At 67.2% G+C, this 20,212-nt stretch carries 22 protein-coding genes; 15 read left to right on the forward strand and 7 right to left on the reverse strand.

Annotated elements, in window-relative coordinates:
* Positions 1-2 precede the first annotated feature (2 nt).
* From N5I32_RS01875 to N5I32_RS01890, 4 genes are read right to left on the reverse strand one after another with little or no spacing between them, the layout of a single operon-like run.
* Complete coding sequence (locus tag N5I32_RS01875) at positions 3-998, reverse strand: ABC transporter ATP-binding protein (protein WP_261493693.1); 996 nt, start codon at positions 996-998, stop codon at positions 3-5.
* Positions 995-1,789: an ABC transporter permease gene (locus tag N5I32_RS01880; RefSeq protein WP_261493694.1), complete on the reverse strand. Its 795-nt coding sequence runs from the start codon at positions 1,787-1,789 to the stop codon at positions 995-997. The genes N5I32_RS01875 and N5I32_RS01880 overlap by 4 nt, the downstream gene beginning before the upstream one ends.
* Complete coding sequence (locus tag N5I32_RS01885; RefSeq protein ID WP_261493695.1) at positions 1,782-2,648, reverse strand: ABC transporter permease; 867 nt, start codon at positions 2,646-2,648, stop codon at positions 1,782-1,784. Before N5I32_RS01885 ends, N5I32_RS01880 begins: the two co-directional genes overlap by 8 nt.
* Before the next feature lie 49 nt (positions 2,649-2,697).
* On the reverse strand, positions 2,698-3,747 hold the full coding sequence (locus N5I32_RS01890) for a polyamine ABC transporter substrate-binding protein (protein WP_261493696.1): 1,050 nt from the start codon (positions 3,745-3,747) through the stop codon (positions 2,698-2,700).
* A gap of 170 nt (positions 3,748-3,917) precedes the next feature.
* On the opposite strand from N5I32_RS01890, the gene N5I32_RS01895 reads away from it, so the two are divergent.
* Positions 3,918-4,892 carry a GntR family transcriptional regulator gene (locus N5I32_RS01895; protein WP_261493697.1) on the forward strand — a complete coding sequence of 325 codons (975 nt, stop codon included), beginning with the start codon at positions 3,918-3,920 and terminating at the stop codon, positions 4,890-4,892.
* Positions 4,885-6,174 (forward strand): glycosyltransferase, encoded by a 1,290-nt coding sequence (locus N5I32_RS01900; RefSeq protein WP_261493698.1) that lies wholly within the window; start codon positions 4,885-4,887, stop codon positions 6,172-6,174. The genes N5I32_RS01895 and N5I32_RS01900 overlap by 8 nt, the downstream gene beginning before the upstream one ends.
* Here N5I32_RS01900 and N5I32_RS01905 read toward each other — a convergent pair.
* Positions 6,171-6,785 (reverse strand): TetR/AcrR family transcriptional regulator, encoded by a 615-nt coding sequence (locus tag N5I32_RS01905; protein WP_261493699.1) that lies wholly within the window; start codon positions 6,783-6,785, stop codon positions 6,171-6,173. The two genes, N5I32_RS01900 and N5I32_RS01905, sit on opposite strands and share 4 nt — an antisense overlap.
* 114 nt (positions 6,786-6,899) lie before the next feature.
* Between N5I32_RS01905 and N5I32_RS01910 the strand changes: the two genes are divergently transcribed.
* Complete coding sequence (locus N5I32_RS01910; RefSeq protein WP_261493700.1) at positions 6,900-8,474, forward strand: trimethylamine methyltransferase family protein; 1,575 nt, start codon at positions 6,900-6,902, stop codon at positions 8,472-8,474.
* A gap of 49 nt (positions 8,475-8,523) precedes the next feature.
* On the opposite strand, the gene N5I32_RS01915 is transcribed toward N5I32_RS01910, so the two are convergent.
* Positions 8,524-9,417, reverse strand: a complete 894-nt coding sequence (locus N5I32_RS01915) for a hypothetical protein (RefSeq protein WP_261493701.1) — start codon at positions 9,415-9,417, stop codon at positions 8,524-8,526.
* Between the two features lie 521 nt (positions 9,418-9,938).
* On the opposite strand from N5I32_RS01915, the gene N5I32_RS01920 reads away from it, so the two are divergent.
* The 8 genes from N5I32_RS01920 (at position 9,939) to N5I32_RS01950 (ending at position 17,587) form a co-directional block, all read left to right on the forward strand.
* Positions 9,939-10,346, forward strand: coding sequence for a hypothetical protein (locus tag N5I32_RS01920; RefSeq protein ID WP_261493702.1), 408 nt, complete (start codon positions 9,939-9,941; stop codon positions 10,344-10,346).
* Complete coding sequence (locus tag N5I32_RS01925; RefSeq protein WP_261493703.1) at positions 10,343-11,227, forward strand: AAA family ATPase; 885 nt, start codon at positions 10,343-10,345, stop codon at positions 11,225-11,227. Before N5I32_RS01920 ends, N5I32_RS01925 begins: the two co-directional genes overlap by 4 nt.
* A gap of 399 nt (positions 11,228-11,626) precedes the next feature.
* Complete coding sequence (locus N5I32_RS21320; protein ID WP_369414219.1) at positions 11,627-11,887, forward strand: helix-turn-helix domain-containing protein; 261 nt, start codon at positions 11,627-11,629, stop codon at positions 11,885-11,887.
* Positions 11,884-12,093: a hypothetical protein gene (locus N5I32_RS01930; protein WP_261493704.1), complete on the forward strand. Its 210-nt coding sequence runs from the start codon at positions 11,884-11,886 to the stop codon at positions 12,091-12,093. The genes N5I32_RS21320 and N5I32_RS01930 overlap by 4 nt, the downstream gene beginning before the upstream one ends.
* On the forward strand, positions 12,093-12,311 hold the full coding sequence (locus tag N5I32_RS01935) for a hypothetical protein (RefSeq protein WP_261493705.1): 219 nt from the start codon (positions 12,093-12,095) through the stop codon (positions 12,309-12,311). Before N5I32_RS01930 ends, N5I32_RS01935 begins: the two co-directional genes overlap by 1 nt.
* Before the next feature lie 139 nt (positions 12,312-12,450).
* Positions 12,451-13,152 (forward strand): HK97 family phage prohead protease, encoded by a 702-nt coding sequence (locus N5I32_RS01940; protein WP_261493706.1) that lies wholly within the window; start codon positions 12,451-12,453, stop codon positions 13,150-13,152.
* A gap of 4 nt (positions 13,153-13,156) precedes the next feature.
* On the forward strand, positions 13,157-14,353 hold the full coding sequence (locus N5I32_RS01945; RefSeq protein WP_261493707.1) for a phage major capsid protein: 1,197 nt from the start codon (positions 13,157-13,159) through the stop codon (positions 14,351-14,353).
* Between the two features lie 168 nt (positions 14,354-14,521).
* Complete coding sequence (locus N5I32_RS01950) at positions 14,522-17,587, forward strand: tape measure protein (protein ID WP_261493708.1); 3,066 nt, start codon at positions 14,522-14,524, stop codon at positions 17,585-17,587.
* A 22-nt stretch (positions 17,588-17,609) separates the two neighbouring features.
* On the opposite strand, the gene N5I32_RS01955 is transcribed toward N5I32_RS01950, so the two are convergent.
* The gene (locus N5I32_RS01955) at positions 17,610-17,798 is read right to left on the reverse strand and encodes a ribbon-helix-helix domain-containing protein (protein ID WP_261493709.1); all 189 of its coding nucleotides are present in this window, start codon (positions 17,796-17,798) and stop codon (positions 17,610-17,612) included.
* Between the two features lie 137 nt (positions 17,799-17,935).
* Between N5I32_RS01955 and N5I32_RS01960 the strand changes: the two genes are divergently transcribed.
* From N5I32_RS01960 to N5I32_RS01975, 4 genes are all read left to right on the forward strand, one after another.
* Complete coding sequence (locus N5I32_RS01960; protein WP_261493710.1) at positions 17,936-18,067, forward strand: hypothetical protein; 132 nt, start codon at positions 17,936-17,938, stop codon at positions 18,065-18,067.
* Positions 18,057-18,341: a hypothetical protein gene (locus tag N5I32_RS01965; RefSeq protein ID WP_261493711.1), complete on the forward strand. Its 285-nt coding sequence runs from the start codon at positions 18,057-18,059 to the stop codon at positions 18,339-18,341. The genes N5I32_RS01960 and N5I32_RS01965 overlap by 11 nt, the downstream gene beginning before the upstream one ends.
* 75 nt (positions 18,342-18,416) lie before the next feature.
* Complete coding sequence (locus N5I32_RS01970; RefSeq protein WP_261493712.1) at positions 18,417-18,986, forward strand: MerR family transcriptional regulator; 570 nt, start codon at positions 18,417-18,419, stop codon at positions 18,984-18,986.
* Positions 18,987-19,176: 190 nt separating this feature from the next.
* The gene (locus N5I32_RS01975) at positions 19,177-20,178 is read left to right on the forward strand and encodes a tyrosine-type recombinase/integrase (RefSeq protein ID WP_261493713.1); all 1,002 of its coding nucleotides are present in this window, start codon (positions 19,177-19,179) and stop codon (positions 20,176-20,178) included.
* The last annotated feature ends 34 nt before the right edge of the window (positions 20,179-20,212 follow it).

A 20,212-nucleotide genomic window follows, 5' to 3' on the forward strand; every position in this document is an offset into this window, starting at 1 on the left:
CCCTATTCGGTGAAGGTGCGGGTGTCGGCCTGGGTCCAGCCGAGCGTGACGGTATCGCCCTCGGCCACCGGGCGGCGGTCGGCGGCCTCGGCGGTCAGGCGGACGACAAGCGGGCGGGGCGAAAGCGGCGTGGCGACGTGCAGCATGAGGTCGAGCCCGTGGTAGGCCCGCGCGGTGACGCGGCCTTCGGTGGTGCGATCGGCGGCGTCGGGGAACAGGCGGATGCGCTCAGGGCGGATGGCCAGCGTGCGGCCCGCCTCCTCGATGAAGTTCATCACGCCGATGAAGTCGGCGGCATAGCGGCTGGCCGGGGCCTCGTAGACCTCGTGCGGGGTGCCTACCTGCAAAAGCCGCCCGTCCTTCAGGATGGCGATGCGGTCGGCCATGACCAGCGCCTCTTCCTGGTCGTGGGTGACGACGATGAAGGTGATGCCGACCTCGTGCTGGAGGCGTTTCAGTTCCAGCTGCATCGCCGCGCGCAGCTTCTTGTCGAGCGCGCCCAGCGGCTCGTCCAGAAGCAGGAGCCGCGGCCGCTTGACCAGCGCGCGGGCCAGCGCCACGCGCTGCCGCTGCCCGCCCGATAGCTGGTCCGGCTTGCGCCCGGCCATGGGGGACAGTTCGGTGATCGCCATGATCTCGTCCACCCGCGCGGCGATCTCGGCGCGGGGAAGGCGTTCCATTTCAAGCCCGTAGGCGATGTTGCCCGCAACCGTCATATGCGGGAAAAGCGCGTAGGACTGGAACATCAGGTTGACCGGACGGCGGTTCGGCGGAACCCGCGCGATGTCGGCACCATCGAGGCGGATCGCCCCTTCCTCGGGCGTCTCGAACCCGGCGAGCATCCTGAGAAGCGTGGTCTTGCCGGAACCGGACGCGCCCAGAAGGGCGAAGAACTCGTTTTCGCGGATGTCGAGCGACAGCCGGTCCACCGCCGTCACCCGGCCGAAGCGCTTGGTCACGCCGTCGATGGAAAGTAGTGTCGTCGCGCTGGAGTTCATGGCGCGATCACCCCCCTGTTGAGCCGTTGCGCCAGCGTCAGGGCGGTGACCGAGACCAGCATGACGAGGGTGGCGAGCGCGTTGATCTCGGGCGTCACGCCGAAGCGGATCATGGCGAAGATCTGCATCGGCAGCGTGGTCGAGGCGCGGCCGGCGCCGGCGGTGAAGAAGGCGATGATGAATTCGTCGACCGACAGCGTGAAGGCCAGAAGCGCGCCCGCGATGACGGCCGGCAGGATCAGCGGCAGCGTCACCCTGCGGAAGGTGGTGAGGGCGCTGGCGCCGAGATCTGCCGAGGCCTCGGTCACCGACCAGTCGAAGGTCTTGAGCCGCGCGCGCACCACCGCAGAGACGAAGGCGAGGTTGAATACGACGTGGGAGGCGATGATCGTGTGAAGCCCCATCGGCACGTTCAGGAGCGAGAAGAACGACAGGAGCGCGATTGCGAGCACGATGTCGGGAATGATCATCGGCGCGAAGACCAGCGCCTCGATCGCGCGGCCCTTGCGGCGGCGGGTTTCGATGCCGAGGGCAAGCAGGGTGCCGAGGATTGTGGCGATCAGGGTGGAGATCACGCCCACCACCAGCGTGTTGCCCGCCGCCGACAGGATGTCGCGGTTCGACAGCAGCGCGCCATACCACTTTGCCGAAAACCCGGTCCAGGCGGTGGGCATGCCGCCGGCGTTGAACGACAGCGCCACCAGGATGCCGATGGGCAGGTAGAGGAAGGCGAGGACGAAGGCCAGGAGCGTCGCGAGGCCGCGCCGGGTGGCGGGGGACCGTTCAGCCATCCGCACCCTCCCGCCGCTGACCGGCGCCGCGGTCGGCGGCCATCGCCTGAAGCGTGAGAAGCCCCATCATGATCGCGATCAGCGCCATCGACAGGGCCGCGCCGAAGGGCCAGTCGTTCGCGGTCAGGAACTGCGCGTAGACGAGGTTGCCGATCATCTGGAACCGCCCGCCGCCCAGAAGGGCCGGGGTGATGAAATTGCCGATGGAGAGGACGAAGACGAAGACCGCGCCCGCCGCGACCCCGTGCAGCGTCATCGGCAGGACCACGCGGCGGAAGGTGGTGAAGGCCGAGGCACCCAGATCGCGCGAGGCCTCGGCCAGTTCGGGGTTCAGCCGGGCAAGCGGCGCGTAGCAGGCGAGGATTACGAAGGGCAGGTAGTTGTAGACCAGCCCGGTGATGACCGCCCCCTCGGTGTAGAGGAGCGAGGGTGGCTCCCCCTCATACCCCATCATCCGCAGGGCTTGCGTGATCAGCCCCTCGCGGTTCAGGAGCACGATCCAGGCGTAGGTGCGGATCAGGTAGTTCGACCAGAACGGCAGCACGGCGAGGAAGAGGAGAAGCGGCTGGCGGTGGCGCGGCGCCGCGGCGATGGCGTAGGCGGCGGCATAGCCGATGACGACGGCGATCAGGGTGGCGGTGCCGGCGATCCGGGCCGAGGTCAGGAAGATGCCCGCATAGAGCGGGTCGAGGAGAAGCGCGAAATTCTCCAGCGTGAACGTGTATTCGATGCCGCCGTAGACGCCGCGCCGGAAGAAGCCGAGCGCCAGGATCAGTGCGCAGGGAATGACCATGAGCGCGGTCAGCCAGGCCAGCGCCGGGGCCATGAGGGCGGTCGAGCGTGCGTTCGAAGGGGTCACGTGTCGGGTCCGGTGGGGAAGGGCGGGCGCGGGGGCCCGCCCGCTATCTTCAGTTCGCGGCCTTGATGGCGGAGACCGCCTTGGCATAGGCCCGCGTCGCGTCGCCAACGTCGCGCAGCTGTTCGAGCTTCAGCAGGTCGGCGGGCGTCATGCCCATGTTCGGGAACTGCGCGATCAGGTCGGGCGACAGCCCCTCCATCGCGGCCTGGTTCGGCACCTTGTAAAGGATGTTCTCGGCCGCCCAGCGGTGGTTGCCGGCATCGAGGATGTAGTTGAGGAACTTGAAGGCCCCGTCCTTGTTCTTCGACGCCTTCAGCACCACCATCGTGTCCACCCAGAGGTCGGAGCCTTCGGACGGCACCGCGAACTTGATCGCCGCGTTCTCGGCGATGCCGTAGTTGCACCAGCCGTCCCAGGCATGGACCAGCGTCGCCTCGCCCGAGACGAGCTTGGAATAGAAGGTGGTGTCGTCGAAGGCGAGCATGGTCTGCTTCGCGGCGATCAGGTCGGCCTCGACCTCGTCAAGTTTCGCCTGGTCGGTCTCGTTCACCGAATAGCCCTTGGCGAGGAACCCTGCGGCGAGAAGCCAGCGGTCGGTGCCCAGAAGCGTGACCTTGCCCGCCTGCGCCTCGGCCGGTTGGAGGAGGTCGTTCCAGGACGCGGGCTCGGGCGAGACGAGGTCAGAGCGGTAGCAAAGCCCCGTGGTGCCCCAGGCATAGGGGACGGAGAAGGCGTTGCCGGGGTCGTGCGGCAGGCTTGCCGCCTCGGGGTAAAGGTTGGCGAGGTTCGGCACCTTGGCCGGGTCGATCGGCTCCAGCAGGCCGAGGTTGTTCAGCACCTCGGCGAAGGGGGAGGAGACGAAGGCCACGTCGAACCCCTCCCCGCCAGAGGCGATGATCTTGCCCATGATCTCCTCGTTGGTGGCGTGGACCACCATCTCGGCGGCCTCGCCGGTCTCGGTCGAGAAGTTCGCGACCGCATCGGGGGCCATGTAGCCGTCCCAGTTGGAGATCACGAGCTGGGCAAGCGCGGGGGCGGCGGACAGCGAAAACGCGGCGCCGGCAAAAAGCGCGCGCAGCGGAAGGGAGGTGGTGATCATGGCGGTTCCTCTCTGGCTGGACTTCCGGATTGGTCTTTTTTGCTTATTTCCGCCCGCACAATTTGCGCCGGGCGGCGACTTCCTTGACCAGAGAGTATTATTGCGCGAAAAAATACGTCAACAGAAACCTTGCCGCCTTGGTGCGGTTGCCGCGACGGGGCAGATGCGACATGGCACGATCCGCCAGCCCGAACCGCCAGGCCCGCCCCCGGAGCAGCCCCCGGGCCAGCCATCTGGACCTGGCGCAGCGCATTCTCGACCTGGCCCGCGCGCGGGGCATGGGGGCGGGGGCGCATCTGCCCGAACAGGTGCTGGCGACCGCCTGCAACGTGTCGCGCACGCCCGTGCGGGCGGCGCTCGATCTCTTGGTGGATCAGGGGCTTGCGGAGCATGAGTCGTCTTCGGGCTATCGCCTGGCGGCGGGGTTCTCGCCCGCCTCGACGATTTCCGGGCCGCTGCCGGACGCGGCCGAGGCCGACCTTGCGCGGCGCATCCTGCGCGACCGAGCGGCGCGGCGGCTGGATGAAACGGTGACGGTGGGCGAGTTGATCCGCCGCTATGGCGCGGCACGTTCCGCGGTCGGAAAGGCGCTGGCGCGGCTGGCGGAAGACGGGCTCGTGACCCGCGCGCCGGGGCAGTCCTGGGTTTTCGCGGCCCTGCCCGACGCCCCCGAATCGCAGGCCGACAGCTATGAGTTCCGCCTGATGCTGGAACCTGCGGCGCTGACCGCGCCGGGATTCCGGCTTGACCCCGACCGGGCGGCGGCGCTGCGCCGGGCCATGGTCGCCTTTCTGGCCGAGCCGGACGACCGGCTTGACCCGCGCGCTTTCCAGACGCTTGACGCCGCGTTTCACGGGCTGATCGCGCGGGGGGCGGCGAACCGCTTCGTGGCCGACGCGCTGGGCCAGCACCTGCGCCTGCGCGAACTGCCGGGTGCCGTGGTGCGGGCCAATGTCGTGCGGCTGAGGCAGGCGATGCAGGAACACCTCGGCATCCTCGACCAGATGGAGGCGGGGCGGTTCGACGTCGCGGCCGACCTGCTTTGCGTGCACCTGAGGCTGTCGCGCAGCCAGCGACCGCAGGCGGCCAACCGCGGCGCGCCGCCCCTGTTCGGGCTGACATACCGGGTGGGCGGCGATGGCTGAGGCGCCGGTCATCGCCTTCTTCCCCGAGGCGAGCTTCGGCGCAGCGCTGAACTGCGTCGGCATCGCCCGTGCGGCGCAGGCGCGTGGCGCGCGCCCCGTCTTCATCTGCCATCCGGGCTTCACCGGCATCTTCGCCGACTACGGGTTTCAGGAATACCACCTGCCCGCGGTGGGCGCGCCGCCCTCTGCGGATTACTGGCAGGACTTCATCCGCCGGCACCTGCCGCATTTCAACCTGACGCCGATCGACCAGATCGAGACCTATGTCGCCCCCACCTGGGAGGCGATCGTGGACACCGCCATCGGGGCCGAGGCGGCGCTCGCGGCCCTTCTGGCGCGGCTCCGGCCGGATGTGGTGGTGCTCGACAACGTGGTGATGTTCCCGGCCATCGCGCGGGCGGGCTGCCCCTGGGTGCGCGTCGTCTCCTGCGCCGAGACCGAGATCGCCGACGAAGCCGTGCCGCCCTATTGCTCGGGCCTTGCGCGCGACGACCGGGAAGGGCGCGCGCGCTTCCTCGCCCGCTACCTGCGCGCCGTCGCCCCGGCGCAGGACCGCTACAACCGCTTCCGCGCGGGCGCGGGACTGCCGGCGCTGCCACCGGGGGAGTTCCTGGAGCCGTCGCCGCACCTGAACCTGCTGCTGGCCCCGTCGATCCTGCGTCACGACCGTGCCCGCCCGCTCGACCCCGCCCGCTTTGCCTTCCTCGAAGGGGCGGTGCGGCGCGAAGGCCCCTACGACCTGCCGGAGTTCCCGAAGGGCGAGGGGCCGCTGGTCTACGTCGCCTTCGGCAGCCTCGGGGCGATGGATGTCGCGCTGATGGAACGCATGATCGCCGCGTTTGCCCATGTGCCCGCGCGGTTCCTTGTCAATGTGGGCGCGTTCCGCGATGCCTACCGCGCGGTGCCCGACAACGTGCACCTGGAGGGCTGGTATCCGCAGCCCTCGGTCGTGGCGATGGCCGATCTCTTCATCCACCACGGCGGCAACAACAGCTTTTGCGAGGCGCTTTACCACGGCGTGCCGTCGCTGATCCTGCCCTATTGCTGGGACGGCCACGACAACGCCACGCGGGCCGGGGAGACGGGGACGGGGATGCGTCTCGACCGTGCCCGCTGGACGACCGGGGACCTTGCGGCGGCGATTGCCGCGCTGGTGTCCGACCAGGCGATGCGCGCGCGTCTGCGCGAGAACGCACGGGCGATGCAGGCCAGCCCCGGCGTCGATCTGGCGGCGGAGCGCATCCTCGCCCTCGTGCCCGGCCGGGCCAAGGCGGCGGGCTAGATCCGGTCGGCCAGATGCGGCAGCATGAGCCGCAGATGGTCGAGCGCCTGGCCGAGCGCGCGCGCCCGCGGCATCCGCGCGCCATGGATGTGCATCTGCAGCCAGAGCCCGTCGGTCATCGCGTCGACTGACCGCGCCAGCAGGTCGGGCGCCGGTCCGCCGTAGAGGGCGACCAAGTCGCGCGCCGCCTCCTCCATCGCGAGCGCGCGTTCCCGTTCGGCGGTTTCGCACAGGTTGCGGCAGATCGGCCGGGCCGCCGTCTCACCCCAGAAGGCGAACCAGAGTGCCAGCGTGCGGCGCGAGCAGACCGGGGCGCTGTAGTCGGTGCGGATCAGGCCAAGGACGCGCGCCAAGGGGTCGGACCGCGTCAGCGCGGCTTGCCAGAGCCGCCGGTAGTCGGCGTTCTGGCGGCGCAGCGTTTCGGCCAGAAGCCCCTCCTTCGTGCGGAAGTGAAAGACCAGAACCCCCTGCGACACCCCGGCCGCCCTGGCGACGAGCGCGAGCGTCGTGCCCGAAATCCCGTGCGCGGCAACGGTGTCGATCACCGCCTCGATGATGCGGGCCTGCATGCGGCGGCTGGTCGGGGAGAGAGAGGCATCTTCATCAAGCATAGCAGCATGGTAATGGTGGAAATTCGAAAAACCAAGATTATTGAGCGGGTGCACGAAAAAAATTGACTCAACGCTCAGGTATTTCTAGCCTCGCCTGAACCGACAGGAGTCCTCATGCACACCACCGCATCCCCTGAACGCCGCGCCCGGCCGGGCGGACGTGCCGCGCGTCTTGCCCTTCGGGGCGCGGCGCCCGATCCCGACCGCAAGCCTGTCCGGGCCGGGGTGTCGGGCGGGCGCTACAACCCCCTGACGGAGCCGGACGTTCTGGCGATCCACCGCGCCGCACTGGAGATTCTGGCAACCGTCGGCATCGGGCAGGCGACGGCAGAGGTCGTCGCTATCGCCACCGCGCAGGGGTGCCGCCTCAGTCCGCGCGGGCGGCTCCTGTTCCCCTCCGCGCTGGTCGAAGACCTGCTGACGAAGGCGGCGCGCGAGTACATGATCTGCAGCCGTGACCCCGCGCATGCCGATCTGCATGTGGGCGGAAGCCGCGTCCACTACGCAACCTCGGGCGAGGCGGTGTCGGTCCTCGACCCCGCGACGCGCCGCTACCGGCCTTCGACGCTGTGCGATGTCTACGACACCGCGCGGGTGACCGATGCGTTGCCGAATATCCACCAATACGGCCAGATGGTCGTGCCGACCGAGATCGAGGATCTGGTCGAGGCCGACATCAACGTGGCCTATGCCGCGCTGGCCGGGACGACGAAGCCGGTCGAGCATGCGGTGAACGCGGTCGGCTCGTTGCCGGCGCTGATGGAGATTTATGCGACGGTGGCGGGGTCGGAGCGCCGGTTCCGCGACCGGCCCTTCGTCTCGTTCGGGGGCTGCCCGATCGTGTCGCCCTTGCGCTTCGCGGCCGACAGCCTGGATGTCATGGTCGCGACCGCGCGGCTGGGCCTGGTCAGCGACATCGCCATCGCACCGCAGGCGGGGGCGACGGCGCCCGCCTATCTGGCCGGCACGCTGGTGCAGGTGGTGGCCGAGGCGCTGGCCTGCCTCGCAGTCGTCAACATGGTCAATCCGGGTTGCCCGATGTCCTTCGCCGCCTGGCCCTTCACCGTCGACCTGAGGACCGGCGCCTTTGCCGGCGGCTCGGCCGAGGTGGCCGTGCTGATGGCCGCCATCGCGCAGATCGGCCGCTTCTACGACGTGCCGACGACGGTTGCGACCTCGATGTCGGATGCGAAGATGCCCGATGCGCAGATGGGCTACGAGAAGGGCATCAGTTCCATCGTCGCGGGGCTGGCGGGGGCCAACCGGATCATGGAATCGGCGGGCATGATGGCAAGCCTGATGGGTGTGTCCTACGAGGCGCTGGTGATCGACAACGACATGCTGGGCATGGCGCAGCGCGTGGTGCGCGGGATCGAGGTGACGGAGGAGACGCTGTCGGTCGGGGCGATCCGGGCGGCTGTGCTGGGCGAGGGGCATTTCCTCGGCGCCGCGGACACGCTGAAAAGCATGGAGACGGAATACCTCTATCCCGCGTTGGCCGACCGCTCCTCGGTTCAGGTCTGGACCGCGGACGGGGCCAGCACGATCGAGGAGCGCGCCCGCGATGCGGCGGCGGCGCTGCTGGCGGGGCATTTCCCGCAAGCGATCGCCCCGGAGGTCGACGCGCGGCTCCGCGACCGCTTTCCGATCCGCCTGCCGGAGGATCGGATGCGGCCGGCCGCAAACTGAAACGGGCGGCCTCCGTGGGCCGCCCGCCTGATGCCGGTCTGCCCGGTTTCTATTCGGTCACAAGGACGATCTCTTCCTCGACCGGGACCTCGCCTTCGGCCAGCTCCTCGCCCTCGACCGGTACTTCCTCGACAAGCTCTTCCTCGGGCGTCAGGTCAAGACCCCACTTGTCGCCCATCTCGTCGAAGAGCTCTTCCTGCTGGGCTTCGTCGAGCGGCTTGTTGGATTCGTCGATGATGCGCTGCTTGGAGTCCTCGAGGAACTGGTCATAGGCATCCGCGATCGCTTCCGCCTCCAGTTCCTCCGCGATCGCGTCCGCCTCGGCCTGCTTCTCCGCAAGTGCGGCGTCGTCGATGCCGTCGCAGTTCGCGGAGCAGTCGACCAGGCCGTTTTCGTCCACCGAGTATTGCGGGTCGGTATCCGGATCAGTCCCTTCGTTCAGGGCATCGGCGATTGCCTGCGGGTCGGCCATGACGTCGCTTGTGTCCACGAAACCGTCAAGCGCGGCCTGCTGCTCAGGCGTCAGTTCCGCGCCCGAGGCGGCCATCGCCGCCAGGCGCACCTGCGACAGGGCACCGATGGTGCCGTTGAAGTTGCCGTTGGCGATATGGGCGTCGAGCGCGTTGGTGTTCGCGTTCATCGCGTTCCACTTGCCCTTCTGGCTCGGATGCAGCGTGCCGTCGGCCGACGCCACCTTGGCGGCCTTGCCGTTTGCGGCGGCGGACTTGCCGCTGGCCGACTGGCCCTTGGCTTTGCCGTTACCGTTACCGCCATTGCCGTTGCCGCCATTGCCGTTTCCGCCGGCCTTGTCGGACTTGGCGTAGGCCGCACCGTCCCAGCCGATGCCACCCAGGGGGGCGAAGCCGGGGGCCGCCGCCAGCACCGCGGCCAATGCGCAGCACGACAGTATCCGCACCGTTTTCGTCCTGTCAGAATATCCCATCGCTCGGTTCCTCGCTTGTTGTGCGCGCCATGGGTTCGGCGCAGCAGTCTGAATTCGGCAAGTCTAGTTGTCAGGATAGCGGAGGCGCGAGCTTTTCTGCGGCGGGAATTTGGCCGAATAGTGACCACTGGCGGGAACATGCTCGACAATAAGAGGCGATTTTACGGATTGTCGCCGACGACACCTCATGCCCCTGCACCGGCCTTGCGCCTTCGGCGAACTTTCGCCCAGACTTTCTCCTCAGCGATTTTGCCAGCAACCACCAAGGCTTGCGTCGCGTTCGAGATTCGCAACCAGGGCGGGAATCTGGCTGCCCCCCGAGTCGCGCGGGGCAGCCCCGAGGCAAGGGGGCGGATCGTCGGGGCAATGGCAGGCTGGCGATCCCGGGAGGACGGCGCCGCCGCCCGGATTTCTGACAGTTTTCAAAGTAGGCGACGGGACACGAGCGCCGGAACGGGGCGCTTGGCGGCCAATAGGTTGCTGAGCGGTTCGGGACACACTTTGCAGGTGGGCGCGCGGCCATGAATCAGCAAGCGCGCCTCGCGAACCTCTCCCGTCCCGGCCTTGCCTGGGAAGACATCGCCTGCCGCCTCGAATGCGCCGAGCGCCTGGCCGAGGCCATCGCGGATGCTCATCCCGACGATGCCGCGCAGCTGATGACAGCGGCGCTCCTCGATCATGCCGCCCGGTCGCCTGTCGGTGACGTGTTCCTGAACGCCGAGGAGGATGCTCGCTGGTGGGCGAGCATCGCGCCGCCGCACCAGCTCGTCGCGGTCCTGGCAGCGACCCTCGACGCTCTGGGCAGCAAGGCGCTGCACCTGAAGATGCGCAAGCAGCTGTTCCTCACGCTTTGGAAGAGCTTCCCGACTGCCGATCGGCAGAACTTCGTCGATTACGCCGCGGGCCAAGGCAGAGGGGCAACAGAATGACGGTGGACCAGGTGCGCCAGATGATGAGTGCGGCCGAAGAGATCGACCCGTCGAGGGCCGCGCCGGGCGTCGGCGACAAGACGGTGACGCCGCTGCGCCGCGGCTTGGCTGATCACGCCAAGCGCCTCCTGGCGCGGATCGAGTTCGCAGGAGAGATCAGCCCGTCGCTTGATCGGGATTATGTGATCAAGGGCTGGATCGACCGGGGCGGGCTGTCGATCGTCTATGGTGACGCCAACGCCGGGAAGTCATTCTTCGCGGTCGATGTCGCTCACCATGTGCATGCGGGGGCGACCTGGGCGGGCTGCAAGGTGCGGCGAGGTGCGGTGCTCTATGTCGCGGCCGAGGGCGGGGCGCTGTTCGACAACCGGCTTGCCGCCCGACACGCGAACTTCATGGTCCTGCGCGGGCCGATTCGGTTTGGCGGTCGAGGCAGCGACGGCCCGCCGCTGGCCGATACCGTGCGCCACCTGGCCGAGATCCACGGCCCGTTCGCGCTGATCATCGTGGACACCCTGGCGCGGACCATGGCCGGCGACGAGAACACGGCACCGGACGTGGCGGCGCTCCTGCGCGACCTCGATCTCATCCGGGAGCGGACGGGCGCGCATGTCATGGTCGTGCACCACAATGGCAAGGATGCGTCCCGCGGCGCACGGGGGCATTCCTCGCTGCGCGCGGCCGTCGATACCGAACTGCACCTGTCGAAGGACGAGGACGGTCGGCGCTTGGTGCGCGTGACGAAGCAGCGGGACGGCGAAACCGGGCTGGAGCGCCGGTTCACCCTGAAACAGGTGCAGCTTGGGTCCGACGCTGACGGCGATCCGGTCACCACCTGCATTGTTCAACACGAAGAGAGGGAGGAGCAGCGACTGTTCTAGTCTGACCCGCCTCATTGTCCCGGCCGCGCCAGCACGGGCTGGCCCGCTTGTACGCCCCCCGCGACCTCATGGCGCCCCGGGGCTGATGCAGAGGCGACGACGACAGGAAGCCCGATCAGGACCGGGGAGCGAAGGCCAAGCGACCCCCAGACCTAACGCGGAGTCCGTGAACGGAGGCGGCTTGCCCGACGAAGAGAGAGGCGCGGAACAATGAACAGAACGGCATATCGAACGGCCCAAGGGACCGGGTGGGGTTCCCCCCTAAAGGGGGAAACCCCCACTCCCTGCAGGAGGCCCTTGGCTGTCGAGGGGGAGGGGGGCAAATCCTTGGAGATCGACCGGCCCCAGACCCGCGTCACCCTCAACGGCAGATTTTTTTCTCGGAGGGGGTGAGATCGGATGTCTGAGGCTCAGGGTTCGCTGTTCGACCTCGGCCCGGAGTGCCCCCGGAGAGGGCGCGGGCGCCCAAGATTTGAGAAAAATAAAGAAAATCAATGGCTTGTTGACGCCATGTTGCGGCATGGCATGACGCAGGACCAGATCGCGGAGCGCCTGGGCGTCTCCGTGCCGACCTTGCGGCGCTATTTTTTCAGCTCGCCGCACTGGAACCCGAAGGGCCTTGGCCCAGGACCTAGAGACCGGAAAGGAGAGGAAGAATGAGGTCGAGTGAGATCGAGCAGGCCCTGATCGAGGCTCAAGCGAAAGGGGTTGAGGAGCTGGCGGCCGTTTCGACGCTGCAGCTCTACATCATGTTGGCGAGCGTCACTGTCGCAATTTCGCTGCGCCGCGGGCGTGGCGAGGCAGCCGCAGATCTTCACGATCTGGCCGATGTGATCGCCGACGAGCGGCGCAGGGTGGTGAACTGATGCGCAGCGTCTCCCGGGAAGAAGCGGCGCAGATCGCCGTGCATCGGTTCCGGGCCTCTCGCGCAGCGGCCCGGATGAGTGACGCGGAGCTGGAGGGATGCCTGATAGCGTTCCTGCGCGAGAGGTCCAAGCGCGACGGCCTGACCGCAGCCTCGGCCTGGTGCATGCACTGGGGCGACAAGCTGATGCTCGCAGCTGGTCGAGAAGGTGACTCTTGATCATGCACCATATTTTGCGTATCGTTGCCTGCAAGTCGCAGCCCTTGGCGCGTCGGACATATGCGCGGCAGCTCTCCAGCGTCGCAGCACAACGGAAACCCGGCGCCTCGCGTCGGTTCGGTGCTAACGGAGGGCTGCGGTGAATACACCCCTCAAATTCGATGCTCCTCTTCGGTTCGGCTTGGCCCTTGAAGCCAAGGCGAGCGCTCAAGGGCATATCTCCGGGCTTGCCTCGCCCTTCGGCGGGGAACCGGATACCTACGGCGACGTCATCGCGCCTGGTGCCTACGCGGCTTCCCTGGCGCGTCACGAGGCCGAGAAAACAGCGCCCGTCATGCTTTGGGGCCACGATCAGACCCGCGTCGTCGGGCGGTGGGACGCCCTCCACGAAAGGGCGGACGGGCTCCACGTCGAAGGCTTTCTGAACATGGCAACGGCAATGGGCCGGGACGCCTTCGAACACCTGAAGGCCGGCGATCTCTCAGGCCTCTCGATCGGTTTCGTGGTGCCGAAAGACGGCGCATCCATGGACTATCGAACCGGCGTGCGCACGCTGACCAAGATCGACCTTTGGGAAATCTCGCTGGTGGCTCTTCCAGCGGCACGGCGCGCGCGGGTTCGGAGTGTGAAGTCGATCGGCGGGCCGGAGGAGCTGCGCGACCTGTTGCGCTCGCACGGGCTGCCGCATCGCTTCTGCGAAAAGGTCGCGGCCGGCGGATGGGCCGCGCTCGAAGGCAAGAGCATCGAAGACCTGGAAGCCGAGGCGCGCGCCGCGGCTGTTTCTGAAACCCTGGCCCAAGCTCTCGGCATTCTGCGCGAGACGGCCAAATCAATGAGGTAGCGACATGGATCCTCTTCTGGAAATCAAGACGACCCTGGAAACGATCAAGGGCAAGGCGGGCGAAGTGGACGGCGTGAAGGCCGACATCGAAACCCTGAAGCGCAGCTTCGAAGACCTCGAAGCGGTGATTTCGCGGCCGGCCGGCAATGGCGGTGGCGAGTACGTTTCGCCGCAACAGAAGGAACACGCGGACACCTTCGCGAAGTGGTTGCGGAATCCGCGTGACATGGAGATCAGGGCGCAGCTGCGGGCGCTGGAAACGAAGACCGCCTCCGGCCTTTCGGACAGCTCGGGCGGTGCGCTGGTGCCGGAGCTGATCGTCAATCAGATCCTGAAGCGGCTGAAGGATGGCAGTGTCATCCGGTCGCTTGCCAGCGTTCGCAGCGTCGGTACCTCCGATGTGAAAATGATCCTGTCGAACAACGAAGCTTCTTCGGCATGGGTCGGTGAAACCGGAACGCGCAGCCAGACGACCGAGCCGACGATCGAGCCGCGATCGCCGACCTTCGGCACGCTCTACAGCTACGTCTACACGACCGAAGAGCTGGCGATGGACAGCCAGTTCGATATCGCCTCCTGGTTCTCCGATGCGATCGCAGATGAGATGATAGTGCAGGAGGGTGTCGCGTTCATCTCCGGGAACGGGTCGAACAAGCCGACTGGCATGCTCAACACGTCTCCGTCTTCGGCAGGCGACAATGACAGCCCGGCGCGCAACGTGGCGGCGTTCAAGTACGTCCCGACCGGAGTCGCGGGAGCCTTCCCCGCCGACATGCTCGGATCGCCGGCCAGCAACCCCGCCGATGTCCTGGTCGATACGGTCTATGATCTGCGCGCGCCCTACCGTCGCAATGCCTCCTGGCTGATGAACTCTGCGACGGCTGGCGTGCTGCGCAAGTGGAAGGACGCGGACGGTCGGCACATCTGGACCGACAGCCTGGCCGCAGGGCAGCCCGCGCGGCTGATGGGTTATCCCGTGGCGATCGACGAGGCCATGCCGGACATCGGATCGAACACCTTCCCGGTCGGCTTCGGCGATTTCAGCCGGGGATACGGGATCTTCGATCTGGGCGGGCTGCGGATCACGATCGACGACAACATCACCACGCCGGGCCTGGTGAAGTACTACTTCCGCAAGCGCGTCGGCGGTTGCGTCCTGAACAACAATGCGGTGCGCTTCATCAAGTGCGCTGCTTCCTGATCAAGGGCAGGGCCTCCTCTCTCGGCTTAGCCGATGGCCCTCCCTCCTGCCTAAACGGACGGGCAGGCCGACCAGCTGGCGGTGTCGGGAACAACACCAGCGGCCCGGGCGCACCACTGTCTCGGTGCGGCCCGGGCACCTTCCTCCACCTAGACAAGGTTTGTAGGCATGGCTGACAAGGATCCGCTCGAACTCGACATCACGCTGGCGCTGCAGAAGATCTTTGCCCAGACGGCGCGGATGGAACAGCGGTTCGCGCGGGCGAGCAAGAAGATGGAAAACGACTTCCGCGCCGCGAACGCCAAGGCCGCCCGGTCCATGGACCAGGTGCAAGAGGCGATCGGGCGCACCGGGCGGAGCCTATCCGGTCTTCGCAACATCCTGATCGGGGCGCTGTCGGCGCGCGAGATCGTGGCCTATGCCGACGCCTGGACGATAGCCGAGAACAAGATCGCAGCGGCGGCGCAGGTGGCGGGAATCTCCGCGCGCTCCCTGTCGGCGATCAACGACATCGCGACCGAGACCCGCGCCTCGATCGGATCGACGGCCGACCTCTACGCCAAGCTGCTGCAATCGACGAAGGGCGTGGCGAAGAGCGAGCAGGAGGTGGCCCGCGCCACCGCCATCGTCAACAAGGCCTTCAAGGCCGGTGGCGCCGCGGCGAGCGAACAGGCGGCGGGGATCCTGCAGCTGGCGCAGGCGCTCTCCTCCGGCGTCCTTCAGGGCGACGAGCTGCGCAGCCTGCGCGAGAACGCGCCGCTCCTGGCCAAGGCGATCGCGGACGCCTTCGGCGTAACCGTGGGCCAGCTGAAGGATCTGGGCGCCGAGGGCCAGCTGACGTCCGACAAGGTGTTCGGCGCGATCCTCGCCGCGCAGCCCGAGATCGAGGCCGCGTTCGCGAAGACGAACGCCACCATCGGCGAGGGCTTCACCCGGCTCAGAAACGCGCTGACCGAATACATCGGCCGCGCCGACGACACGATCGGGGCGACCCGCAAGATCGCCGACGCGCTGACCTTCCTCGCCGACAACATCGACGGGGTGGTGACGGCCGCGACGATCCTGGGCGCGTCCTTCCTCGGTCGCGGGCTGACGCCGCTCCTGGCAAGCCTGGTCCCGCTCCTGGGCGGCGCCACGGCGGCGCTGGCGGGCCTCTCGGCCGGCGCGCGCGCCACCGCCGTGGGCATGACCGCGCTCCGGGGTGCGATCGGCCTCCTGGGCGGGCCTGTGGGCGCCACGCTGGTCGCGCTGACGGCGCTGCCTCTGATGGTCCAGACATCTAGCGAGAAGGTGGCCGGCATGGCGCAGGCGTCTCGTGACGCGGTGACGGCGCTCGACGCCTACGCCACCGCGTCGCAGCGCGCGACCGACGAGCAGGAGAAGCTTGGCGGGCAGGTTTCGACCACGACGCTGGAAATCCTGGAGCAGAGCAGGACGCAGTTGAAAGAGGCGCTGCGTGCCCTGAAGGAATCGGCCGGGTCAACGCTTTCCGACCTGAAGGGGCAGGGCCTGTTCGATTTGGACAACCTGACACAGGTGGCCGACGACATCCGGCGCGCAATCAACCTCGACCCGCTCGGCAACGACTTCCTCGCCGGGATCGAGGAGGGGCTGCGCGGCCTGCGGCAGGGCACCGGGGACGCAACGGCAATCGCGGATCAGATGGCCCGCCTTGCGACTATCGGCGACGAGGTGCTGCCCTTCGTGGAGCGGTTCACTGCGGCGCTGGCGGCTGGCGACCAGGGCGCGCTGGCACAGGTGCAGGGCGAGCTGGTGCGCCTGGCCGAGACGCTGGGCGGCTTCGAGGCCGAACTGGCGGCGGTGCAGGCGGCCGCGAGCGACGAGGCGCGGGTGGCGGCTTTTAAGGCGCTGCGCGACCGCATCCTCGAAGCGGCGCAGGCGGGCGATGTTCTGCGCCAGACCCAGATCGCCGCGATCCGCGAGCAACTGGCGGCCTACGGGTTGCAGAAGACGCAGATCGACGCGATCGAGGCCGCCTTGGTCGGGAACAACGAACAGGTTCAGAAGATCAGGGATCGCCTGAACGAAGGCGCCGACGCGGCGGGCGAGCTTGGCGCCGCGGCGGGCCAGATCGACTTCTCAAACGGCGCCGCCACGGCTGGCGCCATGGCCGATCAGCTGCGCCGGGCGGTCAATGCCGCGATGGACCTGCGCACGCAAAGCATTCAGGGCGTCGAGCGGGCGCGCATCGAGTACGAGTTCCGGGACGATCCGGTCCGGAAGGCTGCTGAACTTGCGGCTGCCGACTTCGACAGAAAATCGCCGGTTCCGCCCGGTGCTGACAGCACGGTCCTGAATTTCCGCGAAGCGCAGCGCCGCGCGACGATCGCCAACGCTGCCGAAGAGGAAAGGTATCGGCAGAAGATCATCGCTTCGAATGAAGCCCTACGCAGCCGCGGTGGTGGCGGTGGTGGTGGTTCCACGACCGAGGATCGCCCGTTCTTCGAGGTCAGCCAGGAACAGATCGACCGGCTGAACGCGCAGATCGCGGCGATCGGCCAGACGGCAGGCAGGACGGCTGAGCTCTACGCCAAGACCGAGATGCTGAACGAAGCGAAGCGCCGCGGCCTCGACCTGGACGCGGTGCAGGCCGAGACGGGCAAGACCTTGCGCCAGGAGATCGACGCGCAGGCCGCGACGATCGGGCGGCTGGTTGACAAGAAAGATGAGCTGGCGGAGCGCTCGCAGTTCGTCAACGGGCTGATGCAGGACTTCCGGCAGGGTCTAGTTGACGCCATCGTGGACGGGGAAAGCTTCATCGGCACGCTGGAAGGGATCGCCCGGGCGCTGGCCAAGGCGCTCCTGCAGGCGGCGCTCTTCGGCGAGGGGCCGTTCGCGACACTCTGGGGCGGCATCAAGGGCGTCGGGCTTCTCACTGGCTGGGACAAGGGCGGATACACCGGCCCTGGCGGCAAGCACGATCCGGCCGGCATCGTGCACCGCGGCGAGTACGTCTTTTCCGCCGACGCGGTGAAGCGGATCGGGGTGCCGAACCTGGACGCCATGCACCGCCGGCTGAAGGGGTTCAGGGAAGGGGGCTTCGTCGGGTCGGCGCCCGCGGTGCCGATGGCCCAGGCGGCGCCGGTGACGGTTGCGCCGGTGGTCAAGGTCGTTGTCCTCGACGACAAGCGCAAGCTCGGTGAGTTCCTGCAATCGGCCGAGGGCGAGCGCGCGGTGATCGCGGCGCTCCGGAAGAACAGGGACGCGCTTTGATGTTTTCAGGCGCCGCGCCCGATCAGCCCTTAGCGGCTTCGATGAGTTGCCGAATGAACTCCGGGCGCGAAGGCGCAGGATCGAGCTTGGCGCGCTCGGCATCAACCCATGCGAGGAGGTCAGGCTGTAGGCGAACGCCGATCAAGGTGCCAAGCCCTGTAGCAGGGCGGCCCCGCCGCTTTTCCGTTATCGTTTTTTCTTGCTCGGTCATCGCGTTTCATGTTATCGGAAAAGCGGACCGAACGAAAGCGGCAACTCTCGCTCGATCCTCACCGAAACCCGATCCAGAGGAGATCGCGAATGGCTACGCAGTGCCATAACACCCCCGGCTTGCCCGGAGAAACCCCCTTGAATCGACAAGCCGCTTCGCCTGCTTCGGAGATCGAAGCGGAGTTCGCCGCGCTCCTGCGGTCGATGACCCACGCGCAGTTCGGCCGGTTCCTGGACATGATCGAGAAGGAGGGGGCAAATGCTCGCTAAGCGCATCGACGGACAAGCCGACTTAAGCGCTTTCAAGACTGTCGAAGAGTACGTGGAGGCCAAACAGGCGGCGGCCCGCGAAGTCGCGGAGATCCTTCCCTTCTACCAGGAGCTTGGACAGGAAGAGAAGGAGTTGATGCTGGCCTATATGAAGGCCGCGGCTGCAGACCACGGGCGGGGTGTGGAGATCCTGAGGGAGTTCTTTCGGGAACTGATCCGGCGCCGGCGCGCGGCTGGCGAGGTTTACGATCTGCCGCCGAATTGGCCGGAGTGATCGGCGCGTTAATCGTGAGACTTGACACGGAATGAGAAACCGTGGAAAGTCTCACGATACAAACGGGGCGTGCAGATGAAATACACAGTCAAAGCGATCGACCGCGAGTTCACCCCTGCAGAGGCTGCGCAGATTTCTGGCGCCTCTAACGATGTCCAGCGGGATTGGCGGCGGCGCGGTATTCTGCCGGAGCGCAAAGATAGCAAGCGCTCTTCGTTCAGCCTTACCGACGTGATCCGCATGACGGTGCTTCGCTCGCTCTCTCAAAGCGGAATCGGACTGGAGACCGCAGACATAGCGGCTTCGCTCTCTGTGTTGCCGGTGATCTCCAGCTTGATGCTTTGGAAGGGCGCCGCGGCCTTCGAAGGGGACGAGCTTAGCGCTGCCGCTAGGCTGCGCATTCTTGACGGGCATGTGCGCGGCGCTTCGGATGAAGATCAGTTCGTTGTTCTTCCTTTGGGCGCCGCCGATAGCGCTGGAGTTCGGGTGAAGGATCTTCGTGACGCGGAGGGCGTGATGGGTAGGGCGGGCGCGTTCCAGGCGCTTGTGGTTGATCATCTTTCGCTGGCGCAACACATCATCAGGACAGCGCCCATGCCGCTGGTCCGGTTCATCGTTGAAGTCACGGAGAACGGGGAAAGCTGATGTCTCGCCCTTCCGCCCCCTCTATGCCGACCGATAAGCAGATTCAAGACGCACACCGTACCGTTGCGGCGCTGCATCCTGGCGCCCGGATCGCGCGTGTGGGGCCGGAGGGCGTCACCTTCGAATATCCCGGCCAGGAGAGCGCCCCGGATCACAGGTGGTCTGGTGTCCCGTTCAGTTCGGAGGGGTGATGAGGAAGTATCCCTACCTTCGCTCCAAGCGCCGCCGGGGCCGCTGGTTTCATACCTACCGCCGGGGCGATCGGGAAATTTCCCTGGGCGTGCATGGTCTGCACCCGACCGACCCGCAAGTGATCGCCGCATGGGCAGCTGAGCATGCGCGGTGGGAGTTCTCGCCTCCCGACACCCCCACGCCTTCGCCGGAGACCTTCGCCTGGGGCGTGGATATCTACAAGGCAGGGCCGCATTGGCCGACGCTCAGCGCCGAGACGCGGAAGAACAGGGAAGCGATCCTGAGGCGCTACGTTCGCGCGCAGGGCGCCCGCCCTCTCCGCACCATCTCAACCGCCGACATCGAGGCGGCGCTTTCGGCCAAGGGTGGAAACGCAGCGGCAAACGAGCTGAAGGCCATCCGGCCCGTGTTCGCGCACCTGGCCAAGATCAAGTTCATCCCGCGCGACCCGACGCAGGGCATTGCGATCGAGCGGCCGAAGACGAAGGGCCATCCGACTGCCAGTTCGGCGGAGATCGCCAAGTTTCAGGAGCGGTGGCCGATCGGGACGCGTGAGCGTCTGATCTTCGACCTGGCGCTCTACACCGGCGCCGCGCGCGTGGATCTGGCGAGCCTGGGGCGGCGCAACATCGACGGGGGCATGATCATCTTCGAGCGCCACAAGACCGGCGTGGAAACGATAGTGCCCCTCACACACGAGCTCCGGGCAGTGATCGCCAGGACGCCGGACATAGCCCCCGCTTTCGTCCTTACGAGCCGCGGGAAGCCTTATTCGAAGGAGAGCCTTGGAAACATCTTCAGGGACGCCGCAGCGGCGGCCGGGGTGAACTTTCGGCTCCACGGCCTTCGCAAGGCCTTCTGCGTCTATTGGGCTGAACAGGGCAGATCGACTCACCAGATCGCGACGATGGCGGGGCACCTGACCCTGAAGGAAGTGGAGCGCTACACCCGTGATGCCGACCGCAAGCGGATGATCCAGCTACTTGTGGAGAGTTCATGAAACGGGACACACCCACCCAGAAACGGGACACGCT

This window comes from Albidovulum sediminis (assembly GCF_025380365.1).
GTDB lineage: Bacteria > Pseudomonadota > Alphaproteobacteria > Rhodobacterales > Rhodobacteraceae > Albidovulum > Albidovulum sediminis.